17 protein-coding genes are annotated in these 19,149 nt (G+C 54.9%); 3 read left to right on the plus strand and 14 right to left on the minus strand.

All coding sequences use genetic code 11. From position 1 onward, the window contains the following. Window positions 1-266 precede the first annotated feature (266 nt). Window positions 267-1,028: a uridine phosphorylase gene (udp, locus tag ACI2J2_RS18310; protein WP_209637694.1), complete on the minus strand. Its 762-nt coding sequence runs from the start codon at window positions 1,026-1,028 to the stop codon at window positions 267-269. 508 nt (window positions 1,029-1,536) lie between these two features. On the opposite strand from udp, the gene ACI2J2_RS18315 reads away from it, so the two are divergent. After that, the gene (locus tag ACI2J2_RS18315) at window positions 1,537-2,373 is read left to right on the plus strand and encodes a dienelactone hydrolase family protein (protein ID WP_209637696.1); all 837 of its coding nucleotides are present in this window, start codon (window positions 1,537-1,539) and stop codon (window positions 2,371-2,373) included. Window positions 2,374-2,467: 94 nt separating this feature from the next. Here ACI2J2_RS18315 and metE read toward each other — a convergent pair whose 3' ends face one another. Further along, window positions 2,468-4,759, minus strand: coding sequence for a 5-methyltetrahydropteroyltriglutamate--homocysteine S-methyltransferase (gene metE / locus ACI2J2_RS18320; RefSeq protein WP_265556384.1), 2,292 nt, complete (start codon window positions 4,757-4,759; stop codon window positions 2,468-2,470). Window positions 4,760-4,849: 90 nt separating this feature from the next. Here metE and metR point away from each other — a divergent pair, with 90 nt between their 5' ends. Continuing rightward, on the plus strand, window positions 4,850-5,800 hold the full coding sequence (metR, locus tag ACI2J2_RS18325; protein WP_265556385.1) for an HTH-type transcriptional regulator MetR: 951 nt from the start codon (window positions 4,850-4,852) through the stop codon (window positions 5,798-5,800). A gap of 33 nt (window positions 5,801-5,833) precedes the next feature. On the opposite strand, the gene ACI2J2_RS18330 is transcribed toward metR, so the two are convergent. Further along, entirely contained in the window at window positions 5,834-6,697 is an 864-nt protein-coding gene (locus ACI2J2_RS18330) for a carboxylate/amino acid/amine transporter (RefSeq protein ID WP_209637702.1), read from the minus strand. 155 nt (window positions 6,698-6,852) lie between these two features. On the opposite strand from ACI2J2_RS18330, the gene ACI2J2_RS18335 reads away from it, so the two are divergent. Beyond that, window positions 6,853-7,182, plus strand: a complete 330-nt coding sequence (locus tag ACI2J2_RS18335) for a hypothetical protein (protein WP_404760577.1) — start codon at window positions 6,853-6,855, stop codon at window positions 7,180-7,182. Here the strand turns inward: ACI2J2_RS18335 and ugpQ are convergent. From ugpQ to ACI2J2_RS18390, 11 genes are all read right to left on the minus strand, one after another. Continuing rightward, window positions 7,179-7,925 (minus strand): glycerophosphodiester phosphodiesterase, encoded by a 747-nt coding sequence (ugpQ, locus tag ACI2J2_RS18340; RefSeq protein ID WP_209637705.1) that lies wholly within the window; start codon window positions 7,923-7,925, stop codon window positions 7,179-7,181. The genes ACI2J2_RS18335 and ugpQ overlap by 4 nt on opposite strands. Next, window positions 7,922-8,998 carry a sn-glycerol-3-phosphate import ATP-binding protein UgpC gene (locus ACI2J2_RS18345; RefSeq protein WP_209637707.1) on the minus strand — a complete coding sequence of 359 codons (1,077 nt, stop codon included), beginning with the start codon at window positions 8,996-8,998 and terminating at the stop codon, window positions 7,922-7,924. The genes ugpQ and ACI2J2_RS18345 overlap by 4 nt, the downstream gene beginning before the upstream one ends. Before the next feature lie 16 nt (window positions 8,999-9,014). Beyond that, window positions 9,015-9,860, minus strand: coding sequence for a sn-glycerol-3-phosphate ABC transporter permease UgpE (ugpE, locus tag ACI2J2_RS18350; protein WP_209637709.1), 846 nt, complete (start codon window positions 9,858-9,860; stop codon window positions 9,015-9,017). After that, window positions 9,857-10,744, minus strand: a complete 888-nt coding sequence (gene ugpA, locus ACI2J2_RS18355; protein WP_209637710.1) for a sn-glycerol-3-phosphate ABC transporter permease UgpA — start codon at window positions 10,742-10,744, stop codon at window positions 9,857-9,859. The genes ugpE and ugpA overlap by 4 nt, the downstream gene beginning before the upstream one ends. Before the next feature lie 162 nt (window positions 10,745-10,906). Beyond that, a complete protein-coding gene (gene ugpB, locus ACI2J2_RS18360) occupies window positions 10,907-12,226 on the minus strand; it encodes a sn-glycerol-3-phosphate ABC transporter substrate-binding protein UgpB (protein ID WP_209637712.1) in 1,320 nt (439 codons plus the stop codon). A 315-nt stretch (window positions 12,227-12,541) separates the two neighbouring features. Next, window positions 12,542-13,729, minus strand: coding sequence for a PLP-dependent aminotransferase family protein (locus tag ACI2J2_RS18365; RefSeq protein ID WP_265556388.1), 1,188 nt, complete (start codon window positions 13,727-13,729; stop codon window positions 12,542-12,544). A gap of 102 nt (window positions 13,730-13,831) precedes the next feature. Beyond that, window positions 13,832-14,533: a high-affinity branched-chain amino acid ABC transporter ATP-binding protein LivF gene (gene livF / locus ACI2J2_RS18370; protein ID WP_209637716.1), complete on the minus strand. Its 702-nt coding sequence runs from the start codon at window positions 14,531-14,533 to the stop codon at window positions 13,832-13,834. Continuing rightward, window positions 14,533-15,303 carry a high-affinity branched-chain amino acid ABC transporter ATP-binding protein LivG gene (gene livG, locus ACI2J2_RS18375; RefSeq protein WP_209637718.1) on the minus strand — a complete coding sequence of 257 codons (771 nt, stop codon included), beginning with the start codon at window positions 15,301-15,303 and terminating at the stop codon, window positions 14,533-14,535. Before livG ends, livF begins: the two co-directional genes overlap by 1 nt. Further along, a complete protein-coding gene (locus ACI2J2_RS18380; protein WP_209637720.1) occupies window positions 15,300-16,583 on the minus strand; it encodes a high-affinity branched-chain amino acid ABC transporter permease LivM in 1,284 nt (427 codons plus the stop codon). Before ACI2J2_RS18380 ends, livG begins: the two co-directional genes overlap by 4 nt. Beyond that, window positions 16,580-17,506, minus strand: a complete 927-nt coding sequence (livH, locus tag ACI2J2_RS18385) for a high-affinity branched-chain amino acid ABC transporter permease LivH (RefSeq protein WP_209637722.1) — start codon at window positions 17,504-17,506, stop codon at window positions 16,580-16,582. The genes ACI2J2_RS18380 and livH overlap by 4 nt, the downstream gene beginning before the upstream one ends. Before the next feature lie 309 nt (window positions 17,507-17,815). Continuing rightward, the gene (locus ACI2J2_RS18390) at window positions 17,816-18,931 is read right to left on the minus strand and encodes a branched-chain amino acid ABC transporter substrate-binding protein (RefSeq protein WP_209637724.1); all 1,116 of its coding nucleotides are present in this window, start codon (window positions 18,929-18,931) and stop codon (window positions 17,816-17,818) included. Window positions 18,932-19,149 lie beyond the last annotated feature (218 nt).

Here is a 19,149-nt window from a genome sequence, read left to right on the forward strand (position 1 = left end):
AGAACCGGGCTCAACGGATTAAAGAGGTGGCCAGGTCGGGCACCCTCAGGCGCTTACTCAGGTAAGTCACTGGGGTGACAAATCTGCCGGGAGCAGACTTGAACGCTGCTCGCAGCGGCCCCGTAAGGGGTTTGACCCAAGAACGGGCCACATAACTGACGGCAGCCAACAACGCTGCAACGTGAAAGACGATGGGTTATAACCGTAACAGATTACGACTGAATGACAAAACGGGCCGCGGGACGGCCCGTTGAATTGCAGAGGAATTACAGCAGGCGGCGTGCCGCATCAACCACGATCTGCACCGCTTTGCTTTCGGTGTTTTTCATGGTTTCCGCGTTCGGGATTTCTTGCTGGGTGCGGTTAACGATCACACCGGCAACCATACCCGCACGCAGGCCCTGGCTTGCACACATGGTCAGCAGCGTGGCCGATTCCATTTCATAGTTCATTACACCCATCGACTGCCACTCTTCCATCGAGCCTTTGAAACGGCTAACAACCCGGCCGGAGTAGGTATCGTAACGTTCCTGACCTGGATAGAAGGTATCGGAAGACGCGGTAACGCCAATGTGCGTGGTCGCACCCGCAGCTTTAGCCGCTTCGACCAATGCCGTGGTACAGGTGAAATCGGCCACGGCCGGGAATTCCATCGGTGCAAAGTGCAAGCTTGCGCCATCAAGGCGAACTGCCGCAGTGGTCACCAGCACGTCACCGACATTGATGTTTGACTGGATCGCGCCCGTGGTGCCGATACGCAAGAAGGTCCGGATACCCAACTGCGCCAGCTCTTCAACGGCGATAGACGTAGACGGGCCACCGATACCGGTGGAGCAGACGATAACGGCCTTACCGTCCAGCTCTGCACGCCATGAGGTAAATTCACGATGGGAAGCCAGATGCACCGGATTTTCCATCAGCTTGGCAATTTTCTCTACGCGCTGTGGATCGCCAGGAACGATGGCAAGCTGGGCCCCTTGTAAATCGTTTTTAGTGAGGCCGAGATGAAAAACGTCAGATTGAGACATGCGAGACTCCTCATAGATCATGTTTATTGGGAGGAACAAAAAAGTACTCTACTGAAAATCGCCACTCAATTTAGTGACGACCATCACTTTGAATAAAGAAACAAAATGCAATCTACATAATTTTCGTGACTATAGTCACAAAAATAAGCCAAAAGGCCGATATGTGCGCCTCAGTTGCCACAAGTCTAGCTGACAAACTGTACGGCCGTTTCCCGCGGTGCGTCTCCGATCACAAAGGCCTGTACTCTAGCCCACTATTTACGCGACCTCAGAAAATACGCCCCGTTTATCGGCAACTTAGCCATATAAACGGCAGCTAACGCACCTTATGGCACTCCTAGGTGTCAACATGCGTAATAGCATGATAAAAAGACAACAAAAATGCAGTAAAGCCAGATAATTAACCATTTTTTACAGACTTGACCGAAAATGCTCAACTCGATGCCAATAACGCGTAATCTTTCCTATAGTTAATCTCAGCGCTTTTCTCTATTGCACGGAGACCGCAATGAAAACCGATCATGTGATGACATTAAAACAGGCTCAGGGGGGATTCACCCCTGCCGTAACACCGTTGGCTGCCTCAACCATTCTTACCGATGAACAAGGCATTCATGCAGGGGAAACCACCATTCCTTCGCAGGGCGACAATCTGCCGGCCTATATCGCCAAACCGGCAGATCACAGTGGCCCATTCCCGGTTGTGCTGGTGGTACAGGAAATTTTTGGCGTCCATGAACATATCCAGGACGTGTGCCGTCGTTTGGCAAAGCAAGGCTATCTGGCGATTGCACCTGAGCTGTATTTCCGTCAGGGGGATGCCAAAGATTACACCGACATCGGTGAACTGTTTCAAAAGCTGGTGAACAAAGTGCCAGATCGCCAGGTATTGGCGGATTTGGATCATGCAGCACATTGGGCGACCCGTCACGGCGGGGACGCAGGCAAGTTGGCCATTACCGGTTTTTGCTGGGGCGGGCGTATTACCTGGCTGTATGCGGCCCATAACCCGCAGTTAAAGGCTGCCGTCGCTTGGTATGGCAAACTGGTGGGTGAAAAAACGCTTAACTCGCCAAAGTTTCCGGTCGATATCGCCACGCAGCTCTCCGCCCCCGTGCTTGGGCTGTACGGCGGTCAGGACAGCAGTATCCCACTGGATACCGTAGAGAGCATGCGCCAGGCGATCCGTGCGGCTAACGCCAGCGCAGAAATCGTGGTTTACCCTGAAGCCGGCCACGCCTTCAATGCCGACTACCGTCCAAGTTATGACGCCGAAGCGGCAGAAGATGGCTGGCAGCGCATGCTGGCATGGTTTGCTCAGCATGGCGTACCTGGCATTAAATAACGCCCAGTCCCTCAGCAACGGCTGAGGGCATAAGAAAGGGCGCCGAGGCGCCCTGAATCATCACATCAACCCCTCACTCCATTTTTTGCGACGATTAATCCTGCAGCTCACGCAAGCGCTGTGCAGCCAACACCATGTTGGCCAATGATTGGCGGGTTTCCGGCCAACCGCGGGTTTTCAGGCCGCAGTCTGGGTTAACCCACAGGCGCTCTGCCGGGATGTTCTGCGCGGCCTTACGCAACAACGCTTCGATCCATTCCACGCTTGGCACGTTTGGCGAGTGAATGTCATACACGCCCGGGCCGATTTCGTTTGGATACTCAAACTCTTTGAAGGCTTCCAACAGGTCCATATCGGAACGCGAGGTTTCGATGGTGATCACGTCAGCATCCAACGCGGCAATCGAATCCATGATGTCGTTAAACTCGCAGTAACACATGTGGGTGTGGATCTGCGTGTCATCTTGCGCCACAGCGGCATTCAGTTTAAACGCATCTACCGCCCAGTTCAGGTAAGCTGCCCAGTCAGATTGACGCAGCGGCAGACCTTCACGCAGTGCAGGTTCATCAATCTGGATGATACCGATACCGGCCTTTTCCAGATCTTCCACTTCATCACGCAGCGCCAGAGCGATCTGTTTGGCAATCACTTCACGGGTCACGTCCTCACGCGGGAATGACCAGCAAAGAATGGTCACCGGACCGGTCAACATGCCTTTTACCGGCTTGTCTGTCAGCGACTGGGCATACTTCGCCCACTCAACGGTGATGGCTTGCGGTCGGCTGATATCTCCGATAATGACTGGCGGCTTCACGCAACGGGAACCGTAGCTTTGCACCCAGCCGTTTTGCGTGAAGACGAAGCCGTCGAGGTTCTCGCCGAAATATTCCACCATGTCATTACGCTCGGCTTCGCCGTGTACCAACACATCCAGACCCAGACGTTCTTGTTCAACGATCGCCTGTTTGATGTGTTCGCTGATGCTGGTGCGGTAGTTGCTGCCGTCCAGGCGCCCCTGCTTGAAGTCCAAACGCAGGCCACGAATTTCGGTAGTTTGTGGGAATGAACCAATAGTGGTTGTCGGCCAGGCCGGCAGATTGAAGCGCTCACGCTGTGCCTGAGCACGTTCGGCGTAAGGGCGCTGGCGTTCGCTGTCCTGTGCGGTAATCGCAGCCAGACGCTGGCCTACCTGCGCATTGTGCACGCGGCTGGATTGACGGCGGGCACGGATTGGCGCGCTGTAGGCGTCCAGCTCAGCCTGTTTGGCGGCGCCAGGCGCATTCAGTGCCGCGCTCAGCAGAGCCACTTCGGCACATTTTTGCAGGGCGAAGGCAAACCAGCTTTTCACTTCTTCATCCAGGCGGGTTTCTACGCTGAGATCGATTGGGCTGTGCAGCAGTGAACAAGAGGTACCAATCCACAACGGGCGGCTGCCAACCAAGGGGTGCAGGCGTTCGAACCAGGTGCTCAGATCGGCGCGCCAAACGTTGCGCCCATTAATGACGCCCAGAGATAATAGCCACTCTTTTGGCAGAGCCTGGTTTAAGGCGGCGATATCATCGTGCCCGGCAACCAGATCAACATGCAGCCCCTGTACCGGCAGTTCACGGACGGTATCCAGGTTGTGACCAATGCTGTCGAAGTAGGTCGTCAGCAACAGTTTGACCTGGCCCTGCAGCGCGTCATAAGCCGGTTTGAAGGCATTTAGCCATTCTGGTGGCAGTTCAAGCACCAGCGCAGGTTCGTCGATCTGCACCCATTCAACGCCGCGTTTTGCCAGTTCCGCCAACACCTGCTGATAAACCGGCAGGATCTCTTTCAGCAGCGACAGGCGGTCAAACTGCTCGCCCTTCACTTTGCCCAACCACAGGTAGGTTACCGGGCCCAGCAGCACCGGTTTAATTTTGTGGCCCAAGGCCAAGGCTTCGTCAACTTCGTCCAGTAATTGAGTCCAACCCAATTTGAACTGCTGGCCTTTATGGAACTCAGGCACCATGTAGTGGTAGTTGGTATTAAACCATTTGGTCATTTCCGCCGCTGCTGCCGGTTCCCCGGTCGGCGCGCGACCACGGCCAAGACGGAACAAGGTATCGAGATCGATGGAACCGTCTTGATTCTGATGACGCGCCGGTACGTTCCCCAGCAGTAAACTGGTGGTTAATACATGGTCGTACCAAGCGAAATCGCCGACCGGCACCAAATCCACCCCGGCCTGCTGTTGCTGTTGCCAATGACGAGCACGCAGCTCGCGGCCAACTGCCAGCAGTTCTTCCTGCGTTGAGCTGCCTGCCCAGTAGCTTTCCTGTGCTTTTTTCAGTTCACGTCGTAGCCCAACGCGAGGAAAACCCAGTGTGTGATTTAAAATTGCCATCGTCATATTCCCCATTTAGCCGTCCAGATGTTTACACATCCATAATCCGCAGGTACTGTATTCACCACAAGCGCAATTTATTCACTGTCACTGTGAAGGACTCTCATGATCGAACTGAAACACTTACGGACGCTGCAGGCTCTGCGCAATACCGGTTCGCTAGCGGCCGCTGCGGCCCAACTCCATCAGACACAGTCTGCACTGTCACATCAGTTCAGCGATCTGGAGCAACGTCTGGGCTTCAAACTGTTCGTTCGCAAGAGCCAACCGCTGCGCTTTACCGCGCAGGGAGAGATCCTGTTGCAGCTGGCAGAACAGGTGCTGCCGCAAATTCAGCAGGCGTTGCAGGCGTGTCACGAACCTCATCAGACAACGTTGCGTATCGCCATCGAGTGCCACAGTTGTATTCAGTGGCTGACGCCAGCGTTGGATAATTTCCGTCAGAGCTGGCCGCAGGTCGTGATGGACTTCAAGTCTGGCGTCACCTTTGATCCTCAACCCGCCTTGCAACAGGGTGAACTGGATCTGGTACTGACCTCCGATATTCTGCCGCGCAGCGGTCTGCACTATTCGCCGATGTTTGATTTCGAAGTGCGACTGGTGTTGGCACCGGATCATCCGCTGGCCAGCAAGTTGCACATTACGCCTGAGGATTTGAGCGACGAAACGTTGATGATTTATCCGGTACAGCGCCAACGGTTGGATATCTGGCGCCATTTCCTGCAACCGGCAGGCATTAACCCGGCATTGAAAAACGTGGATAACACCCTGTTGCTTATCCAGATGGTGTCAGCACGGATGGGGATTGCAGCGTTGCCGCACTGGGTGGTGGAAAGCTTTGAGCGCCAGGGATTGGTTGTGACCAAAACCCTGGGCGACGGTCTGTGGAGCCGCTTGTATGCCGCCGTGCGCGACGGGGAGCAACGGCAGGCAGTAACGGAAGCCTTTATCCGTTCGGCACGCCAGCACGCCTGTAATCATCTGCCTTTCGTGCGTGATGCCGAACGCCCAGGCGCCGGTGTCGCCAGCGTTAAACCGCTGGCTTCACAACCTTGACGATAAGGGCTTCCTGCGCTTGGGGAGCCCTGTCTATTTACTGATTATTTTGGGCGCCACCCAGCGGCGATGTACCCACAGCGAAGCAACAATCACTGCCCCACCGATAATAAAACTTGGCCAGTGTGGCTGTTGCTGCCAGATGGCCAGATTTACCAACAACCCAGCAGGCACATGCATGTTATTCATGATACCCAGGGTTCCTGCATCCACCTGCGTTGCGCCGTAGTTCCACATGAAATAACCCAGCCCGGAGGCCACCACGCCCAGCCACACCAGAATGCCCCATTGCAGATTGGTCGTCGGTAACTGATTTGGGTTGCCCCACAAGCACCAGGCTACCACCGCCACCACTAACGCCCCCAGGTAGAACCAGGAAAACGCGGTATGCTGTGGTAACGGGTGCACTTCCATCAAGCGCTTATAACCCACCATGCCGATGGCAAAGCTGATATTCGCCGCCTGCACCAGCAGTAATCCCCACCAGAAATGTTCACTCAGTTGATGGTAGCGGATGATCGCCGCCCCCAATACCGCCAGCAATGCACTGAGCACATAGCTCCAGCGCAAGCGTTGACCGCTGATCAGATCGTAAATCAGCGTGACATACAGCGGCGTCAGTACGGTAAACAGCAAGAATTCTGGCACAGTTAAATACATGTACGCACGGAAGCTGAACAGGTACATGATGCCAAGCTGACAGGCCCCCACCAGCATGTACATCAGAATTACTTTCGGTTTTATATTGCGCCAACGCAGGAAAGGCAGGAACACCAGTGCAGCCAGGCCAATGCGCATCAGCACCGAGAACCAGCTGTCGACATGGCCCGCCAGATATTCGCCAATGAGGCTGAAAGAGAACGCCCACAGGATGGTAGTAATTACCAGAAGCAGCACGATGGGTTCACCCTAGAAAGTCGGAAAGGGCGATTGTAACGGAAGGCGGGATAGGTCGCGACGAAAAGGCAGTTTACATCTGCGCAAAATACAAACTATCAGCAAGTTTTCACCAATAGGTTAGGCTTAATGAAAACGAAGTCGAGGTAAATACCATGAAAAGCTATCACATGCTGTACAGCCTGTTATTACTGTCAGGATTGGCCACTGCGGCCAACGGTGTCACCGATCTCAGCTCGCAGCAGCAGTTTCTCAACCAACGTAATCAACACGTACAACAACAGCGTATGCTGAATAACCAGCAGTTGGATCAGCGCCGTTTGCAGCAACAGCGGCAATTTGACAACAACCAACAACAATTGCTGCGAAAATCGCCGAACGGTGGCCAACTGCTGCCAAATGGTAACCAACCGCGCAACCCGTTCGATCGCACCACACCTTCGGTACCCCAGGCGCCGCTGCCGACGCCTGTCAACAGAGGTTAACCGTTTGGAAAATCAGGCCCGATTAAATCGATCCGGTCAGTACAAATGCAATCAACGCCCCAGTTCAACAGCAGGCGCGCACGCGCCGGCTGGTTAACGGTATAAACCAGAATGCGCAAGCCTGCGGCTTTCAGTGCCGCAACGCGTTCGGCAGTCAGCTCTTTATGGTTGATGTGTAATGACACACAACCCAACCGTTGTGTCAGCGCTTGCCAGTTGTCATCCCACTCATCCAGCAACAAACCACGCGGCAATTCCGGTACGGTGCGCTGTGCCGCCTCAAGCGCTTCAACCGAGAACGAAGAGAGCAAAGGATCGGTCTGCCCCTGCCACAGCAGGCGTGCTGCCAGCGCCACCACCCGACCTGTTTCGTCGTCACTGCCGGTAGTGGGTTTGATTTCAATGTTCGCCATCATGCCATGCTGCAAACAGCGTTCAGCCACCTCAGACAACAAAGGCAAACGTTCGCCCTTGTAGGCGGAGTTATACCAGTTGCCTGCATCGAGTTGAACCAGCTTGTCCCAAGGTAACTCACCCGCCACACCCCAGCCGTTGCTGGTGCGATCCAGGGTGTCGTCATGCAAGAGAAAAATTTGCCCGTCCTGCGCCAGCTTCGCGTCGAACTCAATCATTTTGTGGCCGTGACGCGCGCCAACGTCGATCGCCGCGAGGGTATTTTCCGGCGCCAGAGAACCGCCGCCGCGATGGGCGACAATATGTGGATAAGGCCAGGCTGTGGTCATTGTTCCATCCGTAATCCGCTATCGGTATCAAAAAAGTGCAGCGCCTGTGCAGGCAGATGCAAATATAGCGTGCTGCCCGCTGCCGGCATAGCCTCATGCGAAAGCCGGGCGATCACACCGTGCCCGCCCCACTGCCCATGAGCCAAATTGTCCGCCCCCAACAGCTCCAGCGTTTGCATCGTCAAGGGCACGCCACCCTGTTCATCAGGGGCCAGTTGAATATGCTCCGGGCGGATGCCGAGCGTCAACTGGCGTCCCCCCCACTGTGCTTTTGCCTGCGGTAATTTCAGCATCATGCCATCCGCCAACCGCAGCTGGCTGCCGTCAGCGCTCAACGTTCCGGGCAACAGGTTCATGGCCGGTGACCCAATAAAACTGGCGACAAACAACGATGCCGGGCGCTGATAAACCTCGCTCGGTGTACCAATTTGCTCCGCCACGCCTTTGTTCATCACAATCACCCGCTGCGCCAGCGTCATCGCTTCCACCTGATCGTGCGTCACGTACAGGCTGGTGGTTTTCAGTCGGCGATGCAATTGCTGCAATTCCAGACGCATCTGCACGCGCAGTTTGGCATCCAGGTTAGACAATGGCTCATCAAACAGAAACACCGCGGGCTCACGCACGATAGCGCGCCCCATGGCCACCCGTTGACGCTGGCCACCGGAAAGCTCACGCGGTTTGCGTTGCAACAGCGGCTCCAGCTCCAAAATACGTGCCGCGTCTTCGACCCGTTGTTGGATATGCTGTTTGCCAAAACCGCGAATTTTCAGGCCATAGGCCATGTTGTCATACACGCTCATGTGTGGATACAGCGCGTAGTTTTGGAACACCATCGCGATGCCGCGATCTTTGGGCTCCATATCCGTCACGCGCTGGCTGTCGATGTAAATATCGCCGCTGGTGGTACGTTCCAACCCGGCGACCATGCGCAATAGCGTCGATTTACCGCAGCCGGACGGACCGACCATCACGATAAATTCACCGTCCGCCACGTCGAGATCGATCTGCTTAATCACCGGCGTTTTTCCGTCGTAGGATTTGGTGACTGCCTGTAGTTTTAAACCTGCCATGTGAACATTTCTCTCATTACTTCTCGCTGTCGACGAGACCGCGCACAAACCAGCGCTGCATCAGAAGAACCACCGCCAACGGTGGGATTAAAGTCAGAATCATCGCCGCCATAACCTGATTCCACTGGGTCGGGGCACCAGAGGTGGAGATCATGCTTTTGATGCCCGCCACCGCAGTACCCATTGAGGCATCGCTGGTGATCAGGATCGGCCACAGGTACTGGTTCCAGCCGTAGATAAAGGTAATGACAAACAACGCCGCCAGGTTGGTCTTCGACAGAGGCAGTACGATGTCCCAAAAGAAGCGCATCGGCCCAGCGCCATCAATACGCGCGGCTTCCAGCAGCTCGTCCGGTAGCGTCATAAAGAATTGTCGCAGCAGGAAGGTGGCCGTCGCAGATGCCATCAGCGGCAGCGTCAGGCCGGTGTAGCTGTCCAATAGGTTGAGGTTGGAGATCACCTCTACCGTTGGGAAAATGCGCACTTCCACCGGCAGCATCAGGGTGAGGAATATCAGCCAGAAAAACAGGCTGCGTAGCGGGAAACGGAAATACACGATGGCGTAGGCCGACAGCACCGACACCACAATTTTGCCGAAGGTGATGGCCAACGCCATGATCACGCTATTGAGCAACAGCAGCGAAAACGGCACCTTAAGGTTGCCCACACCGCCCTGCCAAATGTTGCTGATGTTTTCCCACAGATGCCCCCCCGGGATAAGGGTCATCGGCACTTGAAACACCTCTTTATCGTCCAACGTAGCGGCGACAAAGGCCACGTACAGCGGGAACAACACCACCAGCACGCCGATAATCAGCATTACGTGGCTGAAGATATCCAGCCCGCGTCGGTTCTCAATCATTGGTAACGCACCTTACGTTCGACAAAACGGAACTGGATCACCGTCAGACCAATCACCAACAGCATCAGGATCACCGACTGCGCCGCTGAGCTGGACAGATCCAGGCCCGCAAAGCCTTCGCGGTAGATCTTGTAGATCAACGTGGTCGTGGACTGTACCGGCCCGCCGCCAGTCGCGGCATCGATCACCGGGAAGGTATCGAAGAAGGCATACACCAGGTTCACGACCAGCAGGAAAAAGCTCACCGGCGTGATCAACGGCAATACCAGGTTGAAGAAACGACGTACCGGGCCAGCACCGTCAATGGCTGCCGCTTCGACCAGAGAGCGCGGAATGGACTGTAACGCCGCCAGGAAAAACAGAAAGTTATAGCTGATTTGCTGCCATACCGACGCCAGCACCACCAAGAACATCGCTTGTCCGCTGTTCTGCGCATGGTTCCAGTTGTAGCCCACCCCATTGAGGAAGTGGGTAATCAACCCCAGACCCGGGTTAAACAGGAAGATCCACAGCACCGCCGCCACCGCAGGGGCCACGGCATAAGGCAAAATCATCAGCGTCCGGTAAATCCGGCTGCCGCGCAGCACATAATCCACCAACGCGGCGAAGAACAACGACACCACCAGCCCGATACCTGCGACCAGGAAACTGAAAATCAGCGTGGTATAAAACGAATCGAGGTAGTACGGGTCGTGGAACAACTGAGTAAAGTTATCCAGCCCGACAAACTGGCTGGACAGACCAAACGGATCGAGGCTTTGCACTGAATACCACAGCGCCTCACCGGCAGGCCACAGGAAGAAGATTGCGGTAATCAACAGCTGCGGCAGCACCAATACATAGGGCAACCAGCTACAGCCGAAACCGGGACGATGTGAGCTCATAATCAGGGACTCATGAAGACAAAAGACGGACGACTCGGCCCATGGCGTCGCGAGCAAAGCCAGTCTGGGTACGGACAGCGCACGGCTTCCGGAGCGGACACAACGTCCACGAGGAAAGCGAGCACTGCCCAATCCCAGAATGGCGAAACGCAGTAGCCGTTATTACTTAGTCTGAGACTCGAAACGGCGCAGCAGGACATCACCACGCTGCACAGCGGCATCCAGCGCCTGTTGTGGCGTTTTCTTGCCGGTCCACACGCTTTCCAGCTCTTCATCCACGACGGTACGGATCTGCGGCATGTTACCCAGACGCAGGCCCTTGGTGAACGGCAATGGCGGCTTGTTCAGCATCTGACGCGTTGCTACATCAGCCCCAGGGTTCTTCTCATAGAAGCCCTGTTGCTTGGTCAGGTCGTACGCTGCGGTTGTGATCGGCAGATAACCGGTTTTCTGATGCCATTCGGCAGCGATTTCCGGTTGGGCCAGATACTGCAGGAATTCAGCGACACCCTTGTAAGTAGCGGCATCTTTGCCGTTCATCACCCACAAACTCGCGCCACCAATGATGGCGTTCTGTGGTGCATTTTTGGCATCAGCGTCATAAGGCATCATGCCTACACCGTAGTTAAATTTGGCGTAGTGCTTAATATCTGCCAGCGAACCGGAGGAGGCGGTAGTAATGGCGCAATCACCGCTGTAGAACTTCTCGGTAGATTCGTCTTTACGGCCAAAGTAGGTGAAATCACCCTTCTTGTTCATGTCTTCCAGCAGTTGGATATGCTTGACCTGAAGCGGTTTGTTGAACGTCAACTGAGCGCTGGTGCCACCGAACCCGTTATTTTCCGTGGCGAACGGCACACCGTGCCAGGCACTGAAGTTCTCGAGTTGGATCCAACCCTGCCAGCCACTCGCGTAGCCGCACTTCATACCGGCTTCACGCAGTTTAGCGGTATCCGCAGCCAGCTCTTGCCACGTTTTTGGTGGCTGGTCCGGGTTCAGGCCAGCCTTTTTGAAGGCATCTTTGTTGTAATACAGTACCGGGGTAGAGCTATTGAACGGCTGAGACAGCAGGTGACCGCTCTTGTTGTCGGTGTAATAACCTGCCACCGTCGGCACGAACACCGACTCATCAAAATTGATACCGGCATCTTTAAACACTTCATACACTGGCTTGATCGCCTTACTGGCCATCATGGTTGCCGTGCCCACCTCATACACCTGCAAAATCGCCGGCGCTTTACCAGAGCGATAGGCTGCGATGCCCGCCGCCAGGTTCTGTTCGTAGTTACCTTTATAAACCGGAACAATTTTGACGTCGGGATGCGATTGGTTAAAGCGGTCCGCCAGGGAGTCCACTTCTTTACCCAGTTCGCCTTCCATCGAATGCCAGAACGGGATTTCGGTCGCCGCCAGTGCATGAGTGCTGACCGCCAGGGTCAACGCGACGCACAGCGTAGTTTTGCGAATAGCGTAGGTGAGCATGCCTAACTCCTGAAAAAAGCTGGTGTATCCCCTGCATCTTTCCAGTTGCCGCTGCGTTGGCTTCCCTTCATCACTCCTGTCACTTACCTCTGTAAGCTCCAGGGAATTATGGCGGTTGCCGCCTTGCTGCAACGTGAAATCTATTGGGGCAATAAGCGCGTGAGCGAAAAGAATCAGTTTTTTGTTCGGAAGCTAACATGCCATGTTCGAATGACAGAAAAATAACCGTGAGATGACAGTAATGTGACGAGAGGGTGAAGTGCAGGTTGCGGTTTGATGTCAGCGGCAGGGAATACTCCCCCGCCGCCGCGGGAATTACAGTGAGCGACGCAGGCGGGCTACAGCTTCTTGCATCTGCTGTTCAGTGGCCGTGGCAAACGACAGGCGGAAAGTCGAACGGTCCGGGTTGTCAGAGAAGAAGTATTCTCCTGGCACAAATACCACGCCCTGTTGCAGAGTGGTTTTCAGCCATTCGGTGGCGTTGAACGGCTGACGGAAACGTGCCCACAGGAACATTCCGCCTTTCGGCATATCGAAGCTGATATGCTCGCCCAACTCTTTCTCCACCAGGCCAGCCAGGATCTCACCTTTTTGCTTGTACGCCGCACGGATCTTTTCGATCTGCGCCGGTAAACGATCCAGTCCCAGATAACATTCTACAATGCTCTGTGACAACGCACTGGCATGCAGATCTGCCGCCTGCTTGATGATCGCCACTTTATGCAGCAAAAACGGCGGCAAAATCGCCCAACCCAAACGCAAGCCCGGTGCCAGGATCTTGGAGAAGGTCGAGGTGTAGATAATATTATCGGTATGGCCCAGCAGCTGTTGGGAAACCTGGTGCAAGGTGGCGTTACGCTCGTCGGTGAAACGCAGCTCACCGTACGGGTCATCCTCAATAATCAGGAAGTTGTGCTCGGCCGCCAGCTTCACTAACAGCTCGCGGCGCGGTGCACTCAGCGTAATGCCGCTTGGGTTGCCGAAATTAGGCACAACATACACACCTTTAATGCGCTGTGTCTTGAGCAGTTCTGCCAGTTCTTCAACCACCATGCCATCACTGTCGGATGACACCGACATGATGTTGGCCTCTGCCAGTTCCAGCGTCTGCAATGCCGCCAGATACGTCGGGCGCTCCACCACAAACACGTCGCCTGGGTTAACGATGGCACGCATCACCAGATCCAGCGCCTGCTGGGAACCCGCAGTCACCATCACTTCGTCGGCGGTAGCAGAAACACCGCGCTGGGCGCACAGCGCACAGATACGCTCGCGCAGCACTGGGCTACCTTCGGTCAAGCCATACTGGAAGGCACTCTTCGGTTGCTCAGTGATTGCCTGATGGGTTGCGATACTCAACCCTTCGAAATCAAACAGGGCATCAGAGGGGATGCCGCCCGCCAGCGAAATGACATTTTCCATCTTACTGTGCTTGAGCAATTCACGAATTGCCGAGCTTTTTACTTTTACGATGCGCTGCGCGAGTAACCCTTCTGTGTTCATTTCTTCTTCTCGTAATCGTTAAAAACTTTGTAGGGGCGCTGTATATTGCGCCCGAATCACTCGGGACGAATATATTCGTCCCCTACGGCTTTGACGGGTATTTCAACCGCCCAGATACGCCGACCTAACTGCTTCGTTTGCTAACAATGCGGCTCCCGTATCTTCCAACACCACGCGCCCGTTTTCCAGTACATAACCACGATCGGCCAATTTCAGCGCCTGATTGGCGTTTTGCTCCACCAGGAAGATCGTCATACCCTCTTCGCGCAGTTGCTGAATAATGTCAAAAATCTGCTGAATGATGATCGGCGCCAACCCCAGAGAGGGTTCATCGAGCAACAGTAACTTCGGCTGGCTCATCAGCGCACGACCAATCGCCAACATCTGCTGTTCACCGCCGGACATGGTGCCAGAGCGCTGAGTACGGCGCTCCAACAGGCGCGGGAACAGGCTGAATACCCGTTCAATTCGCTGCTGATACTGATGACGATCGGCAAAGAAACCGCCCATCGCCAGATTCTCTTCCACGGTCATGCGCGAAAACACCCGCCGCCCTTCAGGCACAATCGCCACGGCCTCACGCATGATGCGCGACGTTTGCCACTGGGTAATGTCCTGATCGAGAAAAGTGATACTCCCCTCGCTGGCACGCGGTTCACCGCACAGCGTGCCGAGTAACGTGGTTTTACCGGCACCGTTCGCGCCAATCAGGGTGACAATCTCACCCTGATTGATGTTCAGGCTAACCTGATGCAACGCCTGGATTTTGCCGTAATGGGCGGACACCTGATTAAATGACAACATTAAGCTTCCCCCAAATACGCCCGGATCACGTCCGGGTTGTTACGAATTTCTGCCGGAGTGCCCTGTGCCAGCGGCGTACCCTGGTTTACCACGTAGATGCGATCGGAAATGCCCATCACCAACTTCATATCGTGTTCAATCAGCAACACCGAGACCTTATGCTGATGACGCAGTTCGATAATCAGGTGATCCAACTCGTCGGTTTCCTTCGGGTTCAGACCCGCCGCCGGCTCATCCAGCATCAGCAACTCCGGCCGTGTAACCATGCAGCGCGCAATCTCCAAGCGACGTTGTTGGCCGTACGCCAGGTTACCTGCAGACCGGTTAGCCATCTCTAACAGGCCAACCCGTTGCAGCCACACCGAGGCACGTTCCAGCGCGTCGGCTTCGGCGCGGCGAAAGGCCGGGGTTTTCAACAGCCCGGCGAAAACGCCGCTTTTCAGATGTTGATGCTGTGCAACTAACAGGTTTTCAATCACGGTCATTTCACGGAACAGCCGCACGTGCTGGAAAGTTCGCACTACGCCCATACGGGCAATCGTCTGGCCAGGTAACCCTTCCAGATGGCGTTCGCGCAGTTTGATGGTGCCGCCGGTCGGGCGGTAGAAACCGGTCAGGCAGTTAAACACCGTGGTTTTACCCGCGCCATTCGGGCCGATGAGCGAAACAATCTCGCCTTCATTGAGCTCCAGCGCCACGTTATTGACCGCCAATAAGCCGCCGAAACGCATCGACAACCCTTCGACCTTCAGTAAAGGTTGCATGCTCATGCTTGCTCCCCCTTACCTGCGTGGATATCCGCCGTCTTCAGTTTTAACTGTGGCCGCTTCATCGGCAGCAGCCCCTGCGGCCGCCAAATCATCATCAACACCATCAGGGCACCCAGCAGCAACATGCTGTATTCGTTAAGATCCCGCATCAATTCGCGCGACACAACCAGCAGAATCGCCGCCAGGATCACAGCAAACTGCGACCCCATGCCGCCCAATACCACGATCGCCAATACAAAGGCCGACTCGACGAAGGTAAAGGATTCCGGGCTGACAAAGCCCTGACGCGCGGCAAACAGCGTACCGGCAAAACCGGCGAAGGCGGCGCTGATGGTAAAGGCGGTCAGCTTGATTTTGGTCGGGCTGAGGCCCAATGAGCGGCAAGCGATTTCGTCTTCACGCAGGGCTTCCCAGGCGCGCCCTAGCGGCATGCGCAGCAGCCGGTTAATCACAAACAGCGTCAGCACCACCAGCAGCAGTGCCACCAGATACAGGAACACGATGCGATCGCTCGGATCGTATTTCAGGCCAAAGAAGTTGTGGAAGGTATCCCAACCGCCATCACGCACGCTGCGGTTGAACTCCAGCCCAAAGAAGGTCGGTTTCGGGATCTGGCTGATGCCGTTAGGCCCGCCGGTGATCTCGGTGTTGTTCAACAACAGGATACGCACGATTTCACCGAAGCCCAGCGTCACAATCGCCAGGTAGTCTCCACGCAAACGCAGCACCGGGAAGCCGAGCAGGAAACCAAAGATAGCGGTAACAATGCCCGCCAGCGGCAGGCTTTCCCAAAAGCCGAGGCCATAGTAATGGTTCAACAGCGCATAGGTGTAGGCGCCTATGGCGTAGAAACCACCGTAGCCCAGCACCAGTAAGCCGGATAGCCCAACCACCACATTCAGCCCCAACCCCAGCATCACGTAGATCAGCGTCAGCGTGGCAATATCCACCGTGCCGCGCGACACCAAAAACGGCCAAGCAACCGCAGCGACAATAATCGCTGCCGCCAGCAGTTTCTGGCGTGCCGTCGTACCGTCAAAGCTCGGTAATACGAATGACGGGCCTGAGATTTTTTTCAGCCCGTGCTGCATCAGCGGGCGCAGCAACTGGAAGAAAAACACGATGACGCAGCCGATACCGATCCACATCCAACGGACTTCCGCCGCGCCATGCACCACCAGTTTGGTACCCTCGAGGCTCAGCTGCATTCCCATCAGGAATGAAGCCATCACAAACAGCACCAGAGTGGCGATCAACGCATTGAGCAGATTGAGTTTCATACCTTCTCAACCTCCGGACGTCCAAGGATGCCGGTTGGCATGATCAACAACACGACAATCAGCAGCGCAAATGACACCACGTCTTTATATTCAGTGCTCAGGTAAGCCGAAGTCAGCGCTTCCGCCACGCCCAGAACCAAACCCCCAATCATCGCGCCGGGGATGCTGCCGATACCGCCCAGCACTGCCGCGGTAAAGGCTTTCATACCGGCCATAAAGCCGATATAGGGGTTAATCACCCCGTAGAATTGCCCGAGCAGTACACCGGCGACCGCTGCCATTACCGCACCGATAACGAAGGTCAGTGAGATCACCCGGTCGGTGTTGATGCCCAGCAAGCTGGCCATCTTCAAATCCTCGGCGCAGGCACGACAGGCGCGGCCCATACGTGAATAGCGAATAAACATCGTCAGCGCCAGCATCGCCAGGAAGGTCACGCCCCAGATAATCAACTGCATGGTGCTGATAGTGGCCGCGAAACCGTTGCTTTCACCCAGTACCCATTGGCCGGTGACCAGGCTTGGTAACGCCAGATCGCGCGATCCCTGTGTCAGGCTGACGTAGTTTTGCAGGAATATCGACATCCCGATGGCGGAAATCAGTGCGATCAGCCGCTTGGAATTACGCACCGGCTTATAGGCCACTCGTTCGATGCTCCAGCCATAGGCGCTGGCAATGACGATCGACACCAGGAAAGCGGCACCAATCAGCAACCAGCCGACGTCGATACCGAGCATCATCAGGGCGGCGATCACAATAAAGGAGACATAGCTGCCGATCATATACACCTCGCCATGGGCGAAGTTGATCATGCCGATGATGCCGTAGACCATGGTGTAACCGATGGCGATCAATGCATAGGTGCTGCCCAACGTGACGCCGTTGAACATCTGCTGCAGAAAATAGAGAACCTGCTCTGACATACTCTGACCCTTGGCTTCGCTTTTATACCCATCATACTTGAAGCTGCATCTGTGTTGGCTGCACTCACTCACCCGAATCACTTACTTAAGTAAGCTCATCGGGACTCAGTCCCTTGCCGCCTTGATGCAACTCCAATTATTTTGGGTAAAGCAAACCTGAAATGACAATCATTAAAAACGCTTATACCCAATGGATTTCGCGTTGCAGCTAGGCGGCAAGCGGGTAAATCCCCAGGAGCTTAGTAAGCTAAGTGACTGGGGTGCGCCCGTGAAGCCAACAACGCTGCAACGTGAAAGACGACGGGTATATTATTTAATCGGCGTTGATGTGCCGTCGGCATGCCATTCAAACACGCCAAATTCAAAACCTTTCAGGTCGCCTTTTTCATCCCAGCTCAACGGCCCCATCACGGTATCCACCGGCTTACCGGTTTTCAGATCCTTGACGATATCAGCCGGTTCCTGGCTGCCACTGCGTTCCATTCCGGTGGTCAGAGATTGCAGTGCGGCGTAGGTAGTCCAGACAAACGGACCGGTCGGATCCAACTTCTTGGCTTTCAGCGCATCAACAACAGGTTTGTTGGCTGGCACCTGATCGTAGCGTTTAGGTAAGGTCACCAGCATGCCTTCAGAAGCCGCGCCGGCAATGTTAGACAGTGAAGAGTTACCCACACCTTCAGGCCCCATAAAGCGGGTCGTCAGGCCGGCTTGTTTTGCCTGGCGCAGGATTTGGCCCATTTCTGGGTAGTAGCCACCGAAGTAAACGAAATCGACGTTTTCTTTCTTCAGACGCGCCACCAGAGTGGAGAAGTCTTTATCGCCGGCCGTGATACCTTCAAACATCACCACGTCGGTACCCTGCTTTTTCAGGCTATCACGCACCGAGCGTGCCAGACCTTCACCATACTGTTGCTTGTCGTGAACCACGGCAATGCGCTTAGGCTTGATCTCACTGAGGATGTATTTCGCCGCCGTCGGGCCCTGATCGGAGTCCAGGCCGGTCGTACGCATGATCATCTTGTAACCACGGGTGGTCAGATCGGCGTTGGTGGCCGCCGGGGTAATCATGATCACGCCTTCATCTTCATAAATATCGGAAGCCGGCTGCGTCGAAGACGAGCACAGGTGGCCAATCACATAGCGAATACCGTCGTTGATCACCTTGTTAGCGACTGCGACCGCCTGTTTCGGATCACAGGCATCATCGTATTCCACACCCACCAGCTTATCGCCCTTGATACCGCCCTTGGCATTGATATCGGCAATGGCCTGACGAGCACCGGTGAACTCCATGTCGCCATATTGTGCGACTGGGCCTGACATCGCCCCAACAATGGCCACTTTAATGTCTTTCGCCATTGCCGTATGACCGATAGCCATCGCAATACAACCCGCCAACAGCGCCTTACCTTTTGTTAATTTCATCCGCAAATCCCCATCTGTCGTTGTGAACGTACCTGTTGTGTTTACCCGCACCTGACCCTTATTTACTGCTTTTATTCATAAGTAATAATGATTTAGGTATTTTACAGGCAATATTTTCTAATAAGACTTTATTTTTCATATCATTAAACAGGAATTTTCTTCTGCAAATCAACTTCATTGCTCAGAAACAAGCGGTGTAAACAGGATAAAATTCGGAT

The sequence above is a fragment of the Serratia sp. NPDC087055 genome (genome assembly GCF_044900985.1).
Taxonomy (GTDB): domain Bacteria; phylum Pseudomonadota; class Gammaproteobacteria; order Enterobacterales; family Enterobacteriaceae; genus Serratia.